Origin of the sequence: Aeromonas diversa CDC 2478-85, from assembly GCF_000819805.1 — a bacterium.
Classification (GTDB): domain Bacteria; phylum Pseudomonadota; class Gammaproteobacteria; order Enterobacterales; family Aeromonadaceae; genus Aeromonas; species Aeromonas diversa.
Genome location: NZ_CDCE01000021.1, coordinates 1 through 17126, shown reverse-complemented (window position 1 = coordinate 17126; position 17126 = coordinate 1). Strand labels below are relative to the sequence as shown.

The window sequence follows — 17126 nt, the reverse complement described above, 5'->3', positions numbered from 1 at the left end:
TGGATTACTTCTTGCTGCCTTTGAGCTTCATCAGGCGCTTGCGCTGACGCTCCTGGCTCAGGGTCAGCACGTTCTTCTTGTTCTCGAACGGGTTGGCCCCTTCCTGGAATTCGACCCGGATCGGCGTCCCCATGATCTTCAGCGACTTGCGGAAGTAGTTCATCAGGTAGCGCTTGTAGGAATCCGGCAGATCGTCGACCTGGTTGCCGTGGATGATGATACGCGGCGGGTTGTAACCACCGGCGTGGGCATATTTCAGCTTCACACGACGGCCACGCACCATGGGCGGCTGGTGGTCCTGCTGGGCCATCTGCATGATACGGGTCAGCATGGCGGTGCTGGTGCGGCGGGTCGCCGACACATAGGCCTCATCAATGGACTCGAACAGGTGGCCCACACCGCTGCCGTGCAGGGCGGAGATGAAGTGGACACGGGCGAAGTCGATAAAGCCCAGACGGCGGTCCAGCTCGCTCTTCACGTCGTCTTTGACCTTCTGATCCAGGCCGTCCCACTTGTTCACCACCAGCACCACGGAGCGGCCGGAGTTGAGCACGAAACCGAGGATGCTGAGATCCTGATCGGTGATGGTCTCGCGGGCGTCGATCACCAGCAGGCAGACGTTGGCATCCTCGATGGCCTTGAGGGTCTTGATGACGGAGAACTTCTCGACCGTCTCGTGCACCTTGCCGCGCCGACGCACACCGGCGGTGTCGATCACCACATACTTCTTGTCGTCGCGCTCGAGCGGGATGTAGATGGAGTCGCGGGTGGTCCCCGGCATGTCATAGACGATGACCCGATCTTCACCCAGCATGCGGTTGGTGAGGGTGGACTTGCCCACGTTGGGACGACCGACGATGGCGAACTTGACCGGCAGGTCGGCGTAGCGATCCTGCTTCTCCTCTTCATCGGAGGGGTTGAACTCCCCTTCAGCCAGCATGCGCACCAGCGCCTCTTCGTCGAACTCCTCTTCCTCGAGCTCCTCGTCACCCTCGCCCTCGGCCACCAGGGCCTCCAGGTGGGGAGCCAGGGCCAGCTCGAGCAGGCTCAGCACGCCGCGCCCGTGCGCCGCCGCGATCTGGTAGACGTCGCCCAGCGCCAGGGCATAGAACTCGGCACTGGCGGAGTCACCGTCGATACCGTCGGTCTTGTTGGCCACCAGAAACACCTTCTTGTGGCACTTGCGCAGGTGCTCACCGATGGCGATGTCGGCGGCGGTCAGACCGGCGCGGGCATCCACCATGAAGAGCACCACATCGGCTTCGTCGATGGCCTGCAGGGACTGCTCGGCCATCTTGAGCTCGATCCCCTCTTCGGAGCCGTCGATACCGCCGGTATCGACCACGATGAATTCCAGCTCGCCCAGCTTGGCCTGGCCATATTTGCGATCCCGGGTCAGGCCGGGAAAGTCGGCCACCAGGGCGTCACGGGTGCGGGTCAGGCGGTTGAACAGGGTGGATTTCCCCACATTGGGGCGCCCCACCAGGGCAACAACAGGAGTCATAAAAGCCTCATTATTCGGGTCTTATCCAGGGGCCTTACGCGGCTTCGATAAGACGACAAAGGCTCCGGGTCCGAAGACCAGGAGCCGTCAACATACCTTCGGGGTCGGTCAAGGACGCTTGATGGCGTACAATTTGCCGCTACGGCTCTGGATATAGAGTGTATCCCCGTCCACCAGGGGCGCCGCATAGAGGCCGCTGCTGTCGAGCTCCTGCATTGCCTTGATGGTGCCATCGAAACGATCGATCCAGTAGAGGTAACCCTCTACGTCCCCGACTACCACATAGTCACCCAGTACCACGGGGGCGGTCACGGTGCGGTTTTCGAGCTTGGTATTGGACCAGAGCTCCAGACCGTTACGCTTGTCCACCGCGAACAGATGGCTGCGGCTGTCGGTGATAAAGATGTCGTCGCCACTCACCGCCATGTCGCGGTAGGCGGAGTACTTGCGCTTCCACACCTCGTCGCCGGAGAGCAGTTTGCGGGCAACCAGCTGACCGTTGTAGGCGATGGCGTAGAGTTCGTCACCGGCCACCAGGGGGGTCGCGTCCACGTCGACCATACGATCGAGTTCGGTGGCGCCGCGCGGATCGGCCACCTTGGACTGGCGAACCGGCTGACCGTTGCTCAGCAGGGCGATGCCGACGCGACCATCGGCGCGGCCGTAGAGCACGGCGCCGTTGGTAATGATCGGCATAGCGGCGCTACGCAGGGTCAGGGGCGGCTGCTCTTCGGAGAGGGACCAGAGCTGCTTGCCATCTTCGGAGTCCAGGGCGATCAGCTGACCCGAGGTGGTCAGCACCACCACACGGCCATCGGCCACGGCAGGGCTCGCCACCACTTCACCGGGCACCTTGACCTGCCACAGCACCTCGCCCTTCTCTTCGGACAGGGCGTAGACCACCCCGTTCTCGGAGCCGAGGAAGATCTTGCCATAGGCCAGGGTCAGGCCACCGGAGAGGCGGGCGCTGCGCTTGTCGGCATTGATCTCGAGATCGGCCAGATCGATGCTCCACACCTCATCGCCATTGCCCCGCTCGAGGGCAGTCACGTCGCCATCACGAGAGGCCGCATAGATGCGATCGCCATTGATGGCGGGACGCAGCTGGGAGTAGAAGTCACCGATACCACCACCGACAGAGCTGCTCCAGTCGGTCTCGCCCTGAAAAGCGGACTCGATAGTCGGCAGCGGTGCCATCGGGTTGACATCCTCGTCACTGTTAAACAGGGAGCAGCCCTGCAGGGCCAGGGAGACAGCTGCCCCCAATACCACTTTCTTGAACAGATTACGCATCCTGCTTCTCATCCACGGCTGGGGCCGGCAGGGCCAGATCGTCCATCTTCAGGCGCAGCTCGGGGCTGGACTGAAGGCCACCCGCATCGGCAGCGGCCTGATAGGCGTTGCGCGCCTCTTCCCGCTTGCCCTGGGCCAGCAGGATGTCACCGCGCACCTCGGCCACCTGAGCCGTGAAGCCGGCGTCCTGCACCTTGGCCAGACGGGCCAGGGCCTCATCGGCCTTGCCCTGCTCGGCCAACACGCGGGCCAGACGCACGGAGGCGATGGCCTGTACCGCGGTGGAGCCCTGATCGGCAACCGGGGTCAGTTGGGTGACGGCCAGGTCCAGCTTGCCCGCCTTGACGGCGGCGGCAGCCAGCTCGAGGGAGGCGAGCTCCCCGTAAGCTTCGCCCTGGTTGGCCTTGATGAAGGCCTCGACGTCGCCATAAGCCTGCTCGCCCCCTTGGGCCAGCGCGGCGGAGACCTTGCCGTATTCGGCGGAAGCCTGCTGCATGTTGGACAGCTGGTGATCGTTATAGAAGCGCCAGCCAAACAGGCCAGCCAGACCCAGCACGGTACCGGCGACGATCGAGGTGCCGTTCTCTTTCCACCACGCCTTGATGGCTTCAACCTGTTGTTCTTCGGTGGTATAGACTTCCACGTTACTCTCCTTTGTCGGCCAGCAGAGCGATGGCCTCGTCAACCTTGACGGTCACCTGCTCGGCCTGGCCACGCAGATACTTGATGGTCACTTCGCCATTCTGAACCTCGCTCTCGCCGAGGATCAGGGCAATGGATGCGCCGCTCTTGTCGGCACGCTTGAGCTGTTTCTTGAAGTTGCCGCCACCGCAGTGGTTCATCAGGCGCAAGGACGGCAGGGCGTCGCGCAGGCGTTCGGCCAGCATGAAACCGGCGACCTCGGTCCCCTCGCCCACCATGGCGAGGTAGACGTCGACGGCGGGACGCACGTCCTTATTGAGCTCGAGGGTCTCGAGCAGCAGCACCAGACGTTCCATCCCCATGGCGAAGCCCACGGCCGGGGTGGCCTGGCCACCGAGCTGCTCGACCAGGCCGTCGTAACGGCCACCGCCGCAGACGGTGCCCTGGGCACCCAGGCTGGTGGTCACCCACTCGAACACGGTCAGGTTGTAGTAGTCGAGGCCACGCACCAGACGCTCGTTCACCTCATAGGCGATGCCGGCCGCCTCGAGCAGGCTCTTGAGCCCCTCGAAGTGAGCGCGGCTCTCTTCTCCGAGGTACTCCATCAGGCGCGGGGCATCGGCCAGCAGGGCCTGTACCCGCTCGTCCTTGGAGTCGAGCACCCGCAGGGGGTTGCTGTACATGCGACGACGGCTGTCCTCGTCGAGCTGATCTTGATGCTGCTCGAGGAAGGCGATCAGGGCGTCGCGGTAGGCGGCGCGCTCACTGCTCTGACCCAGGGTGTTGAGCTGCAGGGTCACGTGATCGGCGATGCCGAACAGGCGCCACAGGCGATGGGTGAGCAGGATAAGTTCGGCATCGATGTCCGGGCCGTTGAGGCCGAACACCTCCACACCAAACTGGTGGAACTGGCGATAGCGGCCCTTCTGGGGACGCTCGTAGCGGAACATGGGGCCGGTATACCAGACGCGACGTTCCTGGTTATAGATGAGGCCGTGCTCGATGCAGGCGCGCACGCAACCCGCGGTGCCTTCCGGACGCAGGGTCAGGCTCTCGTCGTTGCGGTCGTTGAAGGTGTACATCTCCTTCTCGACCACGTCGGTCACCTCGCCGATGGCCCGCTTGAACAGGGGGGTCTGCTCGACGATGGGCATGCGCATCTCGCTGTAGCCATAGCCGGACATCACCTGACGCAGGGTTTCTTCTACCTTCTGCCAGGCCGGGCTCTGCTCCGGCAGGCAATCATTCATGCCGCGAATCGCTTGGATCTGTTTTGCCACGTTGATACTCAAGAAAAAGACGTGAAAATTGGCCGCATTATAGGGACTTTCCCCCCCGAGGTAAAACCGGGAGGAGGGGGATAAGAAGCGACCATTCGAAACGGCACGGGCCACTCAGGGTGGCCCGCCGTGGATTAACGCTCGTCCACCTGGATCTGGTTGCTGGGATCCAGCATGGCGGCACGGGCGCGGATCCGTTGCTCAAGAACCGGCACCAACGCCTTGTTGTCGAGACGATCGACCCGCTGCCCCCCCTCGTAGAAGGCGCTCTTGTTGGCCGCACCGGCCAACCCGAGATCGGAGATCAGCGCCTCGCCGGGACCGTTCACCACACATCCTATGATGGAGACATCCATGGGGGTGATGATGTCCTCGAGACGCTGCTCGAGTTCGTTGACCGTGCCGATAACGTCGAACTCCTGACGGGAGCAAGAGGGACAGGCGATGAAGTTGATGCCGCGCGAGCGGATGCGCAGGGATTTGAGGATATCAAAGCCCACCTTCACCTCTTCCACCGGATCGGCGGCCAGCGAGATGCGCAGGGTGTCGCCGATGCCGTCGGCCAGCAGCATGCCAAGGCCGATGGAGGACTTGACCGCGCCGGCGCGAAAGCCACCCGCCTCGGTGATCCCCAGATGCAGCGGCTGCTCTATCTGCTTGGCCAACAGGCGATAGGCACCGACCGCGAGGAAGACATCGGAGGCCTTGACGCTCACCTTGAAGTTCTGGAAGTCCAGCTTGTCGAGGTAGTCCACATGACGCAGAGCCGATTCGACCAGCGCCTCGGGCGTTGGCTCGCCGTACTTCTCTTGCAGATCGCGCTCGAGAGAGCCGCCGTTGACGCCGATGCGGATCGGGATGTTGAGATCCCGGGCGCAGTCGACCACTGCACGCACTCGCTGCTCGTTACCTATGTTGCCCGGGTTGATACGCAGGCAGTCGGCACCGTACTCGGCCACCTTGAGGGCGATACGATAGTCGAAGTGGATATCGGCCACCACGGGAATGCGGGTCTGCTCTTTAATGAAGCGAAAGGCTTCGGCCGCCTCCATGGTGGGCACCGAGACCCGCACTATGTCGGCACCGACCCGCTCGATACGGCGGATCTGCTCGACCGTGGCGGCCACATCCGTGGTCTTGGTGTTGGTCATGGTCTGCACCGTGATGGGAGCGTCACCCCCGACCGGCACATTACCAACCATGATCTGCCGTGACTTGCGGCGGACGATAGGAGATGCGTGGGAAGACATGGACAGCTTACTCCTGCGGCAGGGTCATGCGGGCAGTGCGGCCGTTGTTGTAACGGCTCATATCGATCTCTTGGCCCTTGTACTGCACGCGAATGGCCATGGGGGCACCGATGTGCAGACGCAGGGGCTCTTTTCCTTCCAGCAGCAGCTCGTCATTGGCACGCTTGAGACCGCTAAACAGGGTCTTGCCACTGGCATCCTTCACATCGAGCCAGCAGTCGGCGGTGAAGCTCATCTTCAGTTGGGCAGCAGGAGCATCGGCAGGCGCGGCGGCCTCGCCGGCAGGCTCCTGAGTTTCTGCCTGGGTATCCGTGGCAGCCGCCGGCGCAGCCTCGCTCTTGGTCTCGACGGCCTCCGTCGCTACCGCGGCACTGGCAGCCTCGGTCGTGGTGCTGTCTTCCTCGGGGCTGGGCACCACAGAGGGCTGCACCAGCACGGGCTCACCGACTGCTGGCTCGGTAGCGTCGGCAGGGGCACTCTCAACCGCGGGCGGCGCGATCTCGCTGGCCGCGAGCTGCTCCTGGCTGGCCGCACGGCGGTTGGACTCTTGCCACCACCAAGCCACCAGCAGGCCGGCCAGGGCCAGTACCACCAGCCAGGTAACGATCTTCAGACGGCTGTTGCTCGCCTCGCGGCGGGTGCGCTTGGAGAAGCTCTGCATGTTGACGCTCTGGACCGGCTCCAGCCCGAGGTGGGCATAGGCCTCCAGAATCTTGCTCTCCTCAATCCCGACCAACTTGGCATAGGTGCGCAAGTAGCCGCGGATAAAGGTGGGCGAGGTGTGTTTGTCGTAGGTATCAGACTCGATGGCCGCAACCAGAGTAAGGCGAAGATGAAGGCGGGATGCGACCTGCTCACGGCTCCAGCCCATGGCTTCACGGGCTGTGCGCAGCAACTGGCCTGGGCCAACTACCGGGGAGGAGTCTTGGGAATCGAATTGCTGTTCAGTAGTCATTGGCTAAGTAACGCTTGGCTTGTTGCGAATTGGGAAACTGGTCAACCAGTTGCGAACCATACTGATGCAACTGGGCAGGCCTGTCGAGAGACTGGGCGAGGCGCAGACGCAACCATAAACTGACCGGGCTCTCCACCGCCACCTCCCCGTAACGGGTCAGATAGGCTTGGGCATCATCGGGCTTGTTCTGGTTGAGGGCGATATCGGCCAGATCCAGCAGCAGGCTTGGTTTGCGCGGATTATACCCCAAGGCCAGACGATAATACTCACTCGCTTTCTCATTTTTACCGCTTTGTGTCGCACAGATGGCCGCATTTTCATAACTATCGGCAATCTTGGCGTATCCGGGCTCGGCCACCGCACGATTAAACATGAGATCGGCCTCATCGTAGCGCTGACGGGCACAGAGGAAGGCGCCATAGTTGTTCATGGCATCGGCATCACGGGGATCGAGCTCGAGCACCTTGCGGTAGCTGCGCTCGGCGGCGGCGTAATCTTTGACGGACTGATAGAAGTAGGCATAACCCAGATAGATCTCCGGGTTGCTATCGTCGTACTGAAGGGCACGGTCGAGATTGAACTTGGCCTGTTCGGGGCTACCCTTGCGCAGGTATTGCAGACCGAGGTCGAGGCGAGTCTTGGCGGCGGCCTTGTAATCAGGGCCCATCACCTCATGCTGGGTTCCGCTTTGCCCAACATAAGAGGTCTCGGTGACACAGGCGGGCAGCGCCATCAGCACTGCCCCCATCAACAGGATTCGACTATCCATGATCTATCCCAACGCAAGAGCTTGAAGATTAGACCATTTTGACGGAAATACCCTCTTCTTGCATCCGCTTTTTCATGGTGCGCTTGGTGCGGTCGATGACATCACCGACCAGCTGACCACAGGCGGCATCGATATCGTCACCCCGGGTCTTGCGCACGATCACGGTGAAACCGTACTCCATGAGCACCTTGGAGAAGCGATCGATCCGGCTGTTGCTCGGCTTGCCGTAGGGGTTGCCCGGGAAGGGGTTGAACGGGATCAGGTTGATCTTGCTCGGCGTGTCCTTGAGCACCTGGGCCAGCTCGTGGGCATGCTGCATGTCGTCATTGATATGATCGAGCAGCACATACTCCACGGTGACGCGGCCCTGGTTGGCGTTGGATTTTTCCAGATAACGACGCACGCCGGCGAGGAAGTCCTCGATGTTGTACTTGTCGTTGATCGGCATGATCTCGGAGCGCAGCTTGTCGTTGGGCGCGTGCAGGGAGATGGCCAACGCCACGTCGATCTGTTCGCCGAGCAGATCCAGTGCCGGCACCACCCCTGAGGTGGAGAGGGTCACCCGACGCTTGGAGAGACCGAAACCATAGTCATCGAGCATCAGCTTCATGGCCGGCACCACGTTGGCCAGGTTCAGCAGGGGCTCACCCATGCCCATCATCACCACGTTGGTGATGGGACGCTTGCCACCCACCACCTTGGCCGCCCGCCACACCTGACCGATGATCTCGGAGACCCGCAGGTTACGGTTGAAGCCTTGCTGGGCGGTGGAGCAGAACTTGCACTCGAGGGCACAGCCCACCTGGGAGGAGACGCACAGGGTGGCGCGATCTTCTTCCGGAATGTAGACGGTCTCTACCTCCTGATCCCCCACCTGCAGGGCCCACTTGATGGTGCCGTCAGCGGAGCGCTGCTCGCGGCTGATCTCGGGCGCACGGATCTCGGCGATCGCCTTGAGACGCTCGCGCAGGACCTTGTTGACGTTGGTCATCTGATCGAAATCGTCACAACCGAAGTGATAGATCCACTTCATCACCTGATCGGCACGGAACGGCTTTTCGCCCATTTCGACGAAGAAGGCGCGCAGTGCATCGCGATCCAGATCCAACAGGTTGGTTTTCATTTCGCTCATCAGAACCTCAGACAAATTGACAGACCCCATAAAAAGGGCGCGGCATTGTACAAATAATGGTGGTGCCTTTCCACCCACAGAACAACCGGGAATTCAGAAAAAGCAAGGGGGGGAGCCCAGGCTCCCCCCCTCGTGACCAGAGCGGATTAACCGCGCGGGCAGATTTCGTTGTCGCCGAAGAAGTAGGCGATTTCGCGAGCGGCAGAAGCCGGGGCGTCGGAGCCGTGCACGGCATTGCGATCGATGCTGTCGGCGAAGCAGGCGCGCAGGGTGCCGGCCAGGGCCTCTTTCGGGTTGGTGGCGCCCATGATCTCACGGTTGCGGCGGATGGCGTCTTCACCTTCGAGCACCTGCACCATGACAGGGCCAGAGGTCATGAAGTTGACCAGACCTTCGAAGAAGGGCTTACCTTCGTGCTCGCCATAGAAGCCCATGGCCTGCTCACGAGTCATGTGCAGCATCTTGGAGGCCACGATACGCAGGCCGGCGGTTTCAAAACGATTGTAGATGGCACCGATCAGGTTCTTGCTGACGGCATCCGGCTTGACGATGGAGAAGGTACGTTCGATAGCCATTATGTTCTTTCCTTAACTGCAGAGGGTTCTTGTTGTAATCCGTTTGCGGGCGCGATTATACGTAAAGAAAAAACGGAAAAACACACAAAATTTCAACCTTTCCTTAAAAAGGAACCCCAATAGATCAACATCACGACCTGTGATGCCACTCCTTGATACCAGAAAACAGCCTGCTGCACACGAATAGTGCGCAGGTATCGTGAAAGAGATCGAAAAGGGCGCGGTTAACGGCGCGGCTCCGGGCAATAAAAAACCCCGCCATAGGGCGGGGTAAAGCAAGCAACACTCCGGTTTCCCGGAGAAAGAGTTCAGGCTGTCGACTCATCACTCCCCGGCACCACGCATGGAGAGTGACCACCGCAGGTGCCTTCATGGTAAAGACCGCAAAGGCACCGTGCTGACATTCGACGGTAAAAAAGACTAAAGTGGTGTCCCCACTTAAGGAAATGATTTATTAGCATTACATTATGCACAGAACGAATTTGCGAGGCTTGGACCTCAACTTGCTGGTGATCCTCAAGGTGTTGCTCGATGAGTGCAATACCACCCGGGCTGCCGAGCAACTGGCCATGAGTCAGTCCGCCGTGAGCCGTGCGCTGGCGCGGCTGCGCATCATGTACGACGACCCCTTGCTGGTACGGACTCCGCAAGGGATGGAGCCCACCGCCAAGGCCCTGCTGCTGCGCCAACCCCTGCGCGAGATATTGCAATCGGTCGAGCACACCCTGCTCCCTCCGGCTCCCCCCGAGCCCAATGATTTCACCGGTACCCTGCGGATCGGCGCCCACACCTACATGGAGTATGTGATCCTGCCCGGCCTCATCGAGCGGCTGCACCAAGAGGCGCCCCGACTCACCCTGCACATCATGCCCCTCGGCGCCGACTACGAGAGCCTGCTCGACGAGGGCACGGTGAGCATGGTCATTACCAAGCAGGATCGGGTGCCGGAGCGTTTCGAGCAGCGCCATCTGCTTGAGGACAGGCTGATCTGTGTCGCCAGCCGTGACCACCCCTATGCGGGTCGGAGCATCGACTACGAGGCCTTCGCCCGGGCCGATCACCTGCTGGTCGCCCCACGCGGCTCGGAAGGGGGCGTCCTCGACGAGATCTTGCTCAAGGAGGGGCTAACGCGCCACACCCAGCTCATCGTGCAGAGCTTTCTCTCCGCCCCCTTTATCCTCTCGGGCTCGGGCTTGCTGCTCACCTCGCCGGCTCGGGTGCTCGCCCCCCTGATGGCGCCGCTCGGATTGACCGAGATTGAGACCGCCTTCTCGCTGCCGCGTTTTACCATCAGCCAGATCCGCCACCGTAGAGACGAAGGTGACGCCCTGCTCGACTGGTTCTCAGGCAGACTAAGACGCTGGTGCGCCGAACTGCTTACCGTATGACGGTTGCCTGCCCGCCCCGCCGATGCCAGAATCGGTCGCCTCGAGGACAGTCAGTGGAGAACGCAATGCAAGCGGTGATGTACGGGATCAAGAACTGCGACACCATCAAGAAGGCCCGCAAGTGGCTGGAGGCGGCCGGCATCGACTACCGCTTCCACGACGTGCGTGCCGACGGCCTCGACGAGGCGGCGCTGGATGGCTGGCTCGACGCCCTCGGCTGGGAGGCCCTGCTCAACACCCGTGGCACCACCTTCCGCGCCCTGCCCGATGAGCAGAAGGCCGACCTTGACCGGGCGCGTGCCCGAGCCCTGATGCTGGCCCAGCCGGCCATGATCAAACGCCCCGTGCTGCAACTGGGCGACACCTTCCACCTCGGCTTCAAGGCCGAGCAGTACCAGACCCTGTTTCATACCCAAGGATGACCCCCGATGTCTGATGTCATCGAACTGGCCAAGGAGCTGATCCGCCGCCCCTCCGTCACCCCCCTCGACGAGGGGTGCCAGACCCTGATGGGCGAGCGCCTCGCCGCCCTCGGTTTCGTGCTCGAACCCATGGTGTTTGAAGACACCACCAACCTGTGGGCGCGCCGCGGCAGTAACGGCCCCCTGTTCTGCTTTGCCGGGCACACCGACGTGGTGCCGGCCGGCCCGCTCGAGAAGTGGCGCACCCCGCCGTTTGAGCCGACCCTCGAGGAGGGCATGCTCTACGGCCGTGGTGCCGCCGACATGAAGGGCTCCCTCGCAGCCATGGTGGTGGCGGTAGAGCGCTTCGTGGCCCAGCATCCGGATCATAATGGCTCCATTGCCTTCCTCATCACCTCCGACGAGGAGGGGCCCTTCATCAACGGCACGGTGCGCGTGGTCGAAACCCTGGAGGCACGCGGCGAGAAGATCACCTGGTGCATCGTCGGTGAGCCCTCCTCCACCGCCCAGGTGGGTGACGTGGTGAAAAACGGCCGCCGTGGTTCGCTCACCGGCGATCTGCTGGTCAAGGGGGTGCAGGGGCACGTGGCCTACCCCCATCTGGCGGATAACCCGATCCACCGCGCGGCGCCGGCCCTGGCCGAGCTGGCCGCCATCGAGTGGGATCAGGGCAACGACTTCTTCCCCCCCACCAGCTTCCAGATCGCCAACATCGGCGGCGGCACCGGTGCCTCCAACGTCATTCCGGGCGAGCTCAACGTGCAGTTCAACTTCCGCTTCAGCACCGAGTCCACCTCGGAGGGGCTCAAGGCGCGGGTGGAGTCATTGCTGGCACGCCACGGGCTCGACTATGAGCTGAGCTGGACCCTCTCCGGCGAGCCCTTCCTGACCGACACCGGCGCCCTGCTCGACGCCGCCGTGGCCGCCATCGACGCGGTCAACGGCCAGCGTCCCGCGCTGCTCACCACGGGCGGCACCTCGGACGGGCGCTTCATCGCCCCGACCGGTGCCCAGGTGATCGAACTCGGGCCGGTCAACGCCACCATTCACAAGGTCAACGAGTGCATCAAGGCGAGCGATCTCGATCTGCTGGCCGACATGTACCAGGGCGTGCTGGAGCGCCTGCTGGCATGACACCGGAGCAGTTGATCGGTATCGATGACCAGCATCTGATCGTCTTGGGCAGCGGGCCTCACCGCCTGGCCCAGGCGACGGCCCAGGCCTTTGCCGCCATGCAGCAGGCCGCCAGGAGAGCCGGCCACAACCTGCAGCCGGCCTCAAGTTGGCGCGGCTTCGATCGTCAGCTCGCCATCTGGAACGGCAAGTGGCGCGGGGAGCGGCCCCTGCTTGGCGCAGAGGGGGAGCGACTCGACGTGGCCACCCTCAGCGACGAGCAGAGAGTCGAGGCCATCCTGCGCTGGAGCGCCCTGCCCGGCACCAGCCGCCACCACTGGGGCACGGATCTCGACGTTTACGACCCGGACCGGCTGCCCGAGGGCACCCCCTTGTTACTCGAGCCGTGGGAGTATGAGGCGGGAGGCTGGTTTGCCGATCTCTCCCTCTGGTTACAGGCGCACATGGGGGAGTTCGGCTTCTTCCTCCCCTATCGAGGACGGCAAGGCACTGTGGCCTACGAGCCCTGGCATCTGAGCCATGGTCCCCTCTCGCGGGGACAGCGAATCGATCGCCATGTGTTGGCCAAACGGCTGGCCATGAGCGACATTGAAGGCAAGGCGCTGATCCTGGCCCGACTCGATGAGATCATCGAGCGCCACAGCGCCATCAGCGGGGAGGAGTAGCGATGAACCTGTGGCTGTGGATTGGCATCCCCCTGCTCTTTGTACTTGGGGTCTTTCTCAATGCAATCAAAGATATGCGTCGCCTTGAAAAAGAGCTGCCCAAATACAAGGACAAGATCCGCGAAGTCAAGGACGAGGAAGAGGACTGACCCTCGCCCATAAAAAAACCGGAGCCCATGGCTCCGGTTTTTCGTCTCGCAAGCCTTACAGGCTGGAGGCGTTTTCCTTCAGGTACTTGGCCACACCTTCGGTGGAAGCCTGCATACCCTTCTTGCCCTTTTCCCACTGAGCCGGGCACACTTCGCCGTGCTCTTCGTGGAACTGCAGGGCATCGACCATGCGCAGCATCTCGTCGATGTTACGGCCCAGCGGCAGATCGTTGACGACCTGATGACGAACCACACCGTTCTTGTCGATCAGGAAGGAACCGCGGAAGGCAACACCGGCTTCCGGGTGCTCAACGTCGTAGGCCTTGCAGATGTCGTGCTTGACGTCGGCAACCAACGGGTACTTCACCTGACCGATGCCACCGTCTTCGATCTTGGTGTTACGCCAGGCGTTGTGAGTGAACTGGGAGTCGATAGAGACGCCGATCACTTCTACACCACGGGCCTTGAACTCGGCATAGCGGTGGTCGAAGGCGATGAGCTCGGAGGGGCAAACAAAGGTGAAGTCCAGGGGATAGAAGAACAGAACTGCCGGCTTGCCTTTGATATGGGAAGAGAGATTGAAGCTGTCGACGATCTCGCCACTACCCAGAACGGCGGCGGCGGTAAAATCGGGAGCGGGACGGCCTACCAGTACCATATTCGTATCCTCATCGATTAGAGTTGCGATCCATGCGTCGGGCCATGTTTCGTTTGAAGCGGCCTGACGTTGACCGGGACAATAATATAGTCCCGGTGTTAAATTAGTGAAATGGAATTATTTAGATAGCATTAATCGGTTTACTCTATGCAACGTTGGCCAAGCCTGAAACAGCTGCAGTACCTCGTCGCCCTCGACGAGCACAAGAACTTCAACCGTGCCGCCAAGGCATGCCATGTGAGCCAGTCCACCCTCAGTACCGGTATTCAGAACCTCGAAGAGATGATGAACCTGCAACTGGTCGAGCGGGATCACAAGAGCTTTATCATGACCCCCATCGGCAGCGAGATCGTCGAGCGGGCACGCCGGCTGCTCTCCGATGCCCGCGACATGATGGAGCTGGGGCAGCATCAGGGCGGGGTAATGCAGGGGACGATCCGCCTGGGCTGCATTCCCACCATTGCCCCCTTCCTCCTGAGCAGGCTGGTCAAGGCGTGCGGTCAGAGCTATCCCGAGCTGGAGCTGCTGCTGCGCGAAGACACCACCGCCAACCTGCTCAAGCTGCTCGAGCAAGGAGAGCTGGATCTGCTGATCCTGGCCCTGCCCATCGACGTCGGCGGTTTTCACTGCAAGTCGGTCGGCAGCGATCCCTTCAAGATGGTGATGCGCAAAGAGATGGCCGACCGGCTGCACATGCCGCTGGACTATCGCGAGCTGCCCAACCAGAGCATCTTCCTGCTCGAGCGGGAACACTGCCTGACCGACCATGCGGTCAGTGCCTGCCGCCTGCGCGACAAGGAGAAGATCAACCCGTTCGCGGCCACCAGCCTGCACACCCTGGTCGAGATGGTGGGGGCGGGCCTTGGCACCACCTTCCTGCCGCAGATGGCCATAGACGCCGGTATCCTCAACAACAGCGATCTCATCGCCATCCAACCGCCGGGGGAGCAAGCCTCCCGTGAGATTGGCCTGGTCTGGCGCCCCAGCACCACTCGGGTGCAGACCTTCTACAAGTTGGCCGAGCTGCTGGGCCCCCTCATCGCACCGGTGGCGCAAGCGGCAGTCACGGTCTGACGCCACGCCCGAGCCCCGCAATAAAAAAAGCCACCTTGCGGTGGCTTTTTCATGCACTGACGACAGGCTTAGTCGCGAGCAGAGGCCATCTCTCCCTGCTCGGAGTGCATCGGCAGGATGAGGTTGAGCAAGATGGCGGCGATAGAGGCAAGGCCCACGCCCGCCAGGGCGAAGTCGCCGATCTTCATCTCCAGAGAGCCGATGCCGACGGTCAGGGTGATGGCGACGATGGCGATGTTGCGCGCCAGACCCAGATCCACCTTGGACTCGACCAGGGTCTTGAGACCGATGGCGGCGATGGATCCGAACAGCAGCAGCATGATGCCACCCATCACCGGCATGGGGATGGAAGTGAGCAGGGCGTTGAACTTGCCGAAGAAGGCCAGAATGATGGCGAACACGGCGGCCCAGGTCATGGTCACCGGGTTGAAGTTGCGGGTGATCATCACGGCGCCGGTCACTTCGGCATAGGTGGTAACGGGGGGACCACCGATGAGTCCGGCAAAGCAGACGCCGAAGCCATCACCGGCCAGGGTACGGTGCAGACCCGGGGTCTTGGTGTAGTCCTTACCGGTCACACCGCCGATGGCCAGCACGCCACCGATGTGCTCGATGCAGGGAGCGATCGCCACCGGCAGCATGAACAGCGCGGCCGCCCAGTTGACCTCGGGGGTGACGAAGTGGGGCATGGCCAGCCAGGGGGCGTTCACCATGCCGTCGAAGTTGACCTCCCCCATCAGCACGGCGGCCACATAACCGGCCACCACACCGCTCAAGATCGGGATCAGCTTAACCCAGCCTTTGCAAAAGACGGCGGCGATCAGAGTCACGGCCAGCGAGATGCCGGCCAGAGTCAGGGCGGTAGAGAGGGGCATCACCTGCTCACTACCGGCGCGGCCCATGGCCATGTTGCACGCCACCTGGGCGACCGACAGGCCGATCACCATGATGACGGGGCCTATCACCACGGGAGGCAGCAGGCGGTTCACCAGCCCCATGCCACGCACGCGAATGATGCCAGCCAGGATGAAGTACATGAAACCGGCGGCAAACAGGCCAAACATGGTAGAGGGCAGTCCCCAGGTCTGGGTGGCATAGATGATGGGGGCGATAAAGGCGAAGCTGGAGCCAAGGAAAATGGGAACCTGGCGGCGGGTGCAGATCTGGAACAAGAGGGTGCCGACACCGGCGCCGAGCAGCGCCATCGAGGGGTTAAGCCCGGTCAGCAGGGGCACCAGCACCATGGCACCAAAGGCCACGAACAGGATCTGGAGCCCGGCGACACTTTGCTTTATGTGGGAAAACATGTGCATCCTTGGATTTTTAGTCGAAGATGTTAAAAACATCATTTTTCTATTCGACTCAGGAATTTTTTGTGCGCCACATCGACATCACTGCCTAAATGGCCATCACTTCCTGCTTGTGGGGGGCATGAAACCGCTATTTTGGAGGGGGTTCGTTGCTGCAAGCATCGAGAACGCGATTTTACGCACTTTAATCTCACTTGCCAATCGTTTTGCTGCCACCCAGTGATCTTTCCCTCCTCTCCTATACTCCAAGTTACGACTCTGCAGAGGTGAGGATATGTCATGAAAACCCGTCACACCCGGTCTCGGCGCCATTTGTTACTCAGTGGTGCAATCGCCTTGGCCCTCTACGCGATGCCGGTCACCTATGACTTCGAGCAGGGACACTGGCAACCCAATGCGGCCTTTGCCAAGTGCTGTTTTACCGGCGACACCCAGGTGCGAATGAGCGATGGCTCGCTCAGGGCCATCGCTACCCTGCACGCCGGCGAGCGCGTGATGGCAATGAGTGGGGGAACGAATCGGATCCTGGCGGTAGAGCCTGTCATATTGGGCAATCGCCTGCTTTATGGCCTTAACGGCCTCACCCCTTTCTTCACTGCCGAGCACCCCTTTCTGACTCGGCATGGTTGGGCGGCGATTAACCCGACCATGACCCGCGCTGAGAACCGAACCTTGAAGGTTCGCCCCTTGCTCTGCGGCATGATACTGAGGAGCTGGTTCCAGTGTGAGGGCACAGAAGGAGGGCTCGCCCTTGCTCCTGCGCTTGGCGAAACTTCGCTGACCACCCTGTATCAGATAAAGGCTGACCCCTTTACCCCACTGTTTAACCTCAGGTTGGACGGCGACCATACCTATTTCGCCTGGGACTTCGTGGTGCACAACAAGGATGGTGAGGGCGGCGGTGGAGGCAGTGATAGTGGCGGGGG

Annotated in this window: 18 protein-coding genes; 7 read left to right on the top strand and 11 right to left on the bottom strand. The window is 61.7% G+C overall.

Annotation, left to right across the window (positions count from 1 at the left end; translation table 11 throughout):
• Positions 1-4: 4 nt before the first annotated feature.
• The 9 genes from der to ndk all read right to left on the bottom strand — a co-directional run bounded on the left by der (position 5) and on the right by ndk (position 9400).
• Positions 5-1504: a ribosome biogenesis GTPase Der gene (der, locus tag BN1121_RS07175; RefSeq protein WP_005356027.1), complete on the bottom strand. Its 1500-nt coding sequence runs from the start codon at positions 1502-1504 to the stop codon at positions 5-7.
• Between the two features lie 108 nt (positions 1505-1612).
• Positions 1613-2797, bottom strand: coding sequence for an outer membrane protein assembly factor BamB (bamB, locus tag BN1121_RS07170; RefSeq protein ID WP_005356025.1), 1185 nt, complete (start codon positions 2795-2797; stop codon positions 1613-1615).
• A complete protein-coding gene (locus tag BN1121_RS07165; RefSeq protein WP_005356022.1) occupies positions 2790-3440 on the bottom strand; it encodes a YfgM family protein in 651 nt (216 codons plus the stop codon). Before BN1121_RS07165 ends, bamB begins: the two co-directional genes overlap by 8 nt.
• A gap of 1 nt (position 3441) precedes the next feature.
• Positions 3442-4719, bottom strand: a complete 1278-nt coding sequence (gene hisS / locus BN1121_RS07160) for a histidine--tRNA ligase (RefSeq protein WP_005356019.1) — start codon at positions 4717-4719, stop codon at positions 3442-3444.
• A gap of 134 nt (positions 4720-4853) precedes the next feature.
• The gene (ispG, locus tag BN1121_RS07155; protein WP_005356017.1) at positions 4854-5969 is read right to left on the bottom strand and encodes a flavodoxin-dependent (E)-4-hydroxy-3-methylbut-2-enyl-diphosphate synthase; all 1116 of its coding nucleotides are present in this window, start codon (positions 5967-5969) and stop codon (positions 4854-4856) included.
• Between the two features lie 7 nt (positions 5970-5976).
• On the bottom strand, positions 5977-6924 hold the full coding sequence (locus tag BN1121_RS07150) for a RodZ domain-containing protein (RefSeq protein WP_043157800.1): 948 nt from the start codon (positions 6922-6924) through the stop codon (positions 5977-5979).
• A complete protein-coding gene (pilW, locus tag BN1121_RS07145; RefSeq protein WP_043157799.1) occupies positions 6914-7693 on the bottom strand; it encodes a type IV pilus biogenesis/stability protein PilW in 780 nt (259 codons plus the stop codon). Before pilW ends, BN1121_RS07150 begins: the two co-directional genes overlap by 11 nt.
• A gap of 28 nt (positions 7694-7721) precedes the next feature.
• Positions 7722-8825: a dual-specificity RNA methyltransferase RlmN gene (gene rlmN / locus BN1121_RS07140; protein WP_043157798.1), complete on the bottom strand. Its 1104-nt coding sequence runs from the start codon at positions 8823-8825 to the stop codon at positions 7722-7724.
• 146 nt (positions 8826-8971) lie between these two features.
• Positions 8972-9400, bottom strand: a complete 429-nt coding sequence (gene ndk, locus BN1121_RS07135) for a nucleoside-diphosphate kinase (protein WP_005356004.1) — start codon at positions 9398-9400, stop codon at positions 8972-8974.
• Between the two features lie 467 nt (positions 9401-9867).
• Between ndk and BN1121_RS07130 the strand changes: the two genes are divergently transcribed.
• The 5 genes from BN1121_RS07130 (at position 9868) to BN1121_RS19730 (ending at position 13158) form a co-directional block, all read left to right on the top strand.
• Positions 9868-10788, top strand: a complete 921-nt coding sequence (locus tag BN1121_RS07130; RefSeq protein ID WP_043157797.1) for a LysR family transcriptional regulator — start codon at positions 9868-9870, stop codon at positions 10786-10788.
• Between the two features lie 65 nt (positions 10789-10853).
• On the top strand, positions 10854-11210 hold the full coding sequence (locus tag BN1121_RS07125; protein ID WP_005356001.1) for an ArsC family reductase: 357 nt from the start codon (positions 10854-10856) through the stop codon (positions 11208-11210).
• 6 nt (positions 11211-11216) lie between these two features.
• A complete protein-coding gene (gene dapE, locus BN1121_RS07120) occupies positions 11217-12344 on the top strand; it encodes a succinyl-diaminopimelate desuccinylase (RefSeq protein ID WP_005355995.1) in 1128 nt (375 codons plus the stop codon).
• Entirely contained in the window at positions 12341-13009 is a 669-nt protein-coding gene (locus BN1121_RS07115) for a M15 family metallopeptidase (RefSeq protein ID WP_005355992.1), read from the top strand. Before dapE ends, BN1121_RS07115 begins: the two co-directional genes overlap by 4 nt.
• Before the next feature lie 2 nt (positions 13010-13011).
• Positions 13012-13158, top strand: a complete 147-nt coding sequence (locus BN1121_RS19730) for a hypothetical protein (RefSeq protein ID WP_005355989.1) — start codon at positions 13012-13014, stop codon at positions 13156-13158.
• A gap of 55 nt (positions 13159-13213) precedes the next feature.
• On the opposite strand, the gene BN1121_RS07110 is transcribed toward BN1121_RS19730, so the two are convergent.
• Positions 13214-13816 carry a peroxiredoxin C gene (locus BN1121_RS07110; protein ID WP_005355986.1) on the bottom strand — a complete coding sequence of 201 codons (603 nt, stop codon included), beginning with the start codon at positions 13814-13816 and terminating at the stop codon, positions 13214-13216.
• A gap of 147 nt (positions 13817-13963) precedes the next feature.
• Between BN1121_RS07110 and BN1121_RS07105 the strand changes: the two genes are divergently transcribed.
• Complete coding sequence (locus BN1121_RS07105; RefSeq protein ID WP_005355983.1) at positions 13964-14890, top strand: hydrogen peroxide-inducible genes activator; 927 nt, start codon at positions 13964-13966, stop codon at positions 14888-14890.
• A gap of 68 nt (positions 14891-14958) precedes the next feature.
• Here BN1121_RS07105 and BN1121_RS07100 read toward each other — a convergent pair whose 3' ends face one another.
• Positions 14959-16197: a uracil-xanthine permease family protein gene (locus BN1121_RS07100; RefSeq protein WP_005355977.1), complete on the bottom strand. Its 1239-nt coding sequence runs from the start codon at positions 16195-16197 to the stop codon at positions 14959-14961.
• 282 nt (positions 16198-16479) lie between these two features.
• Between BN1121_RS07100 and BN1121_RS07095 the strand changes: the two genes are divergently transcribed.
• On the top strand, positions 16480-17126 hold a 647-nt coding region (locus BN1121_RS07095; protein WP_043597510.1), incomplete at its 3' end, for a Hint domain-containing protein.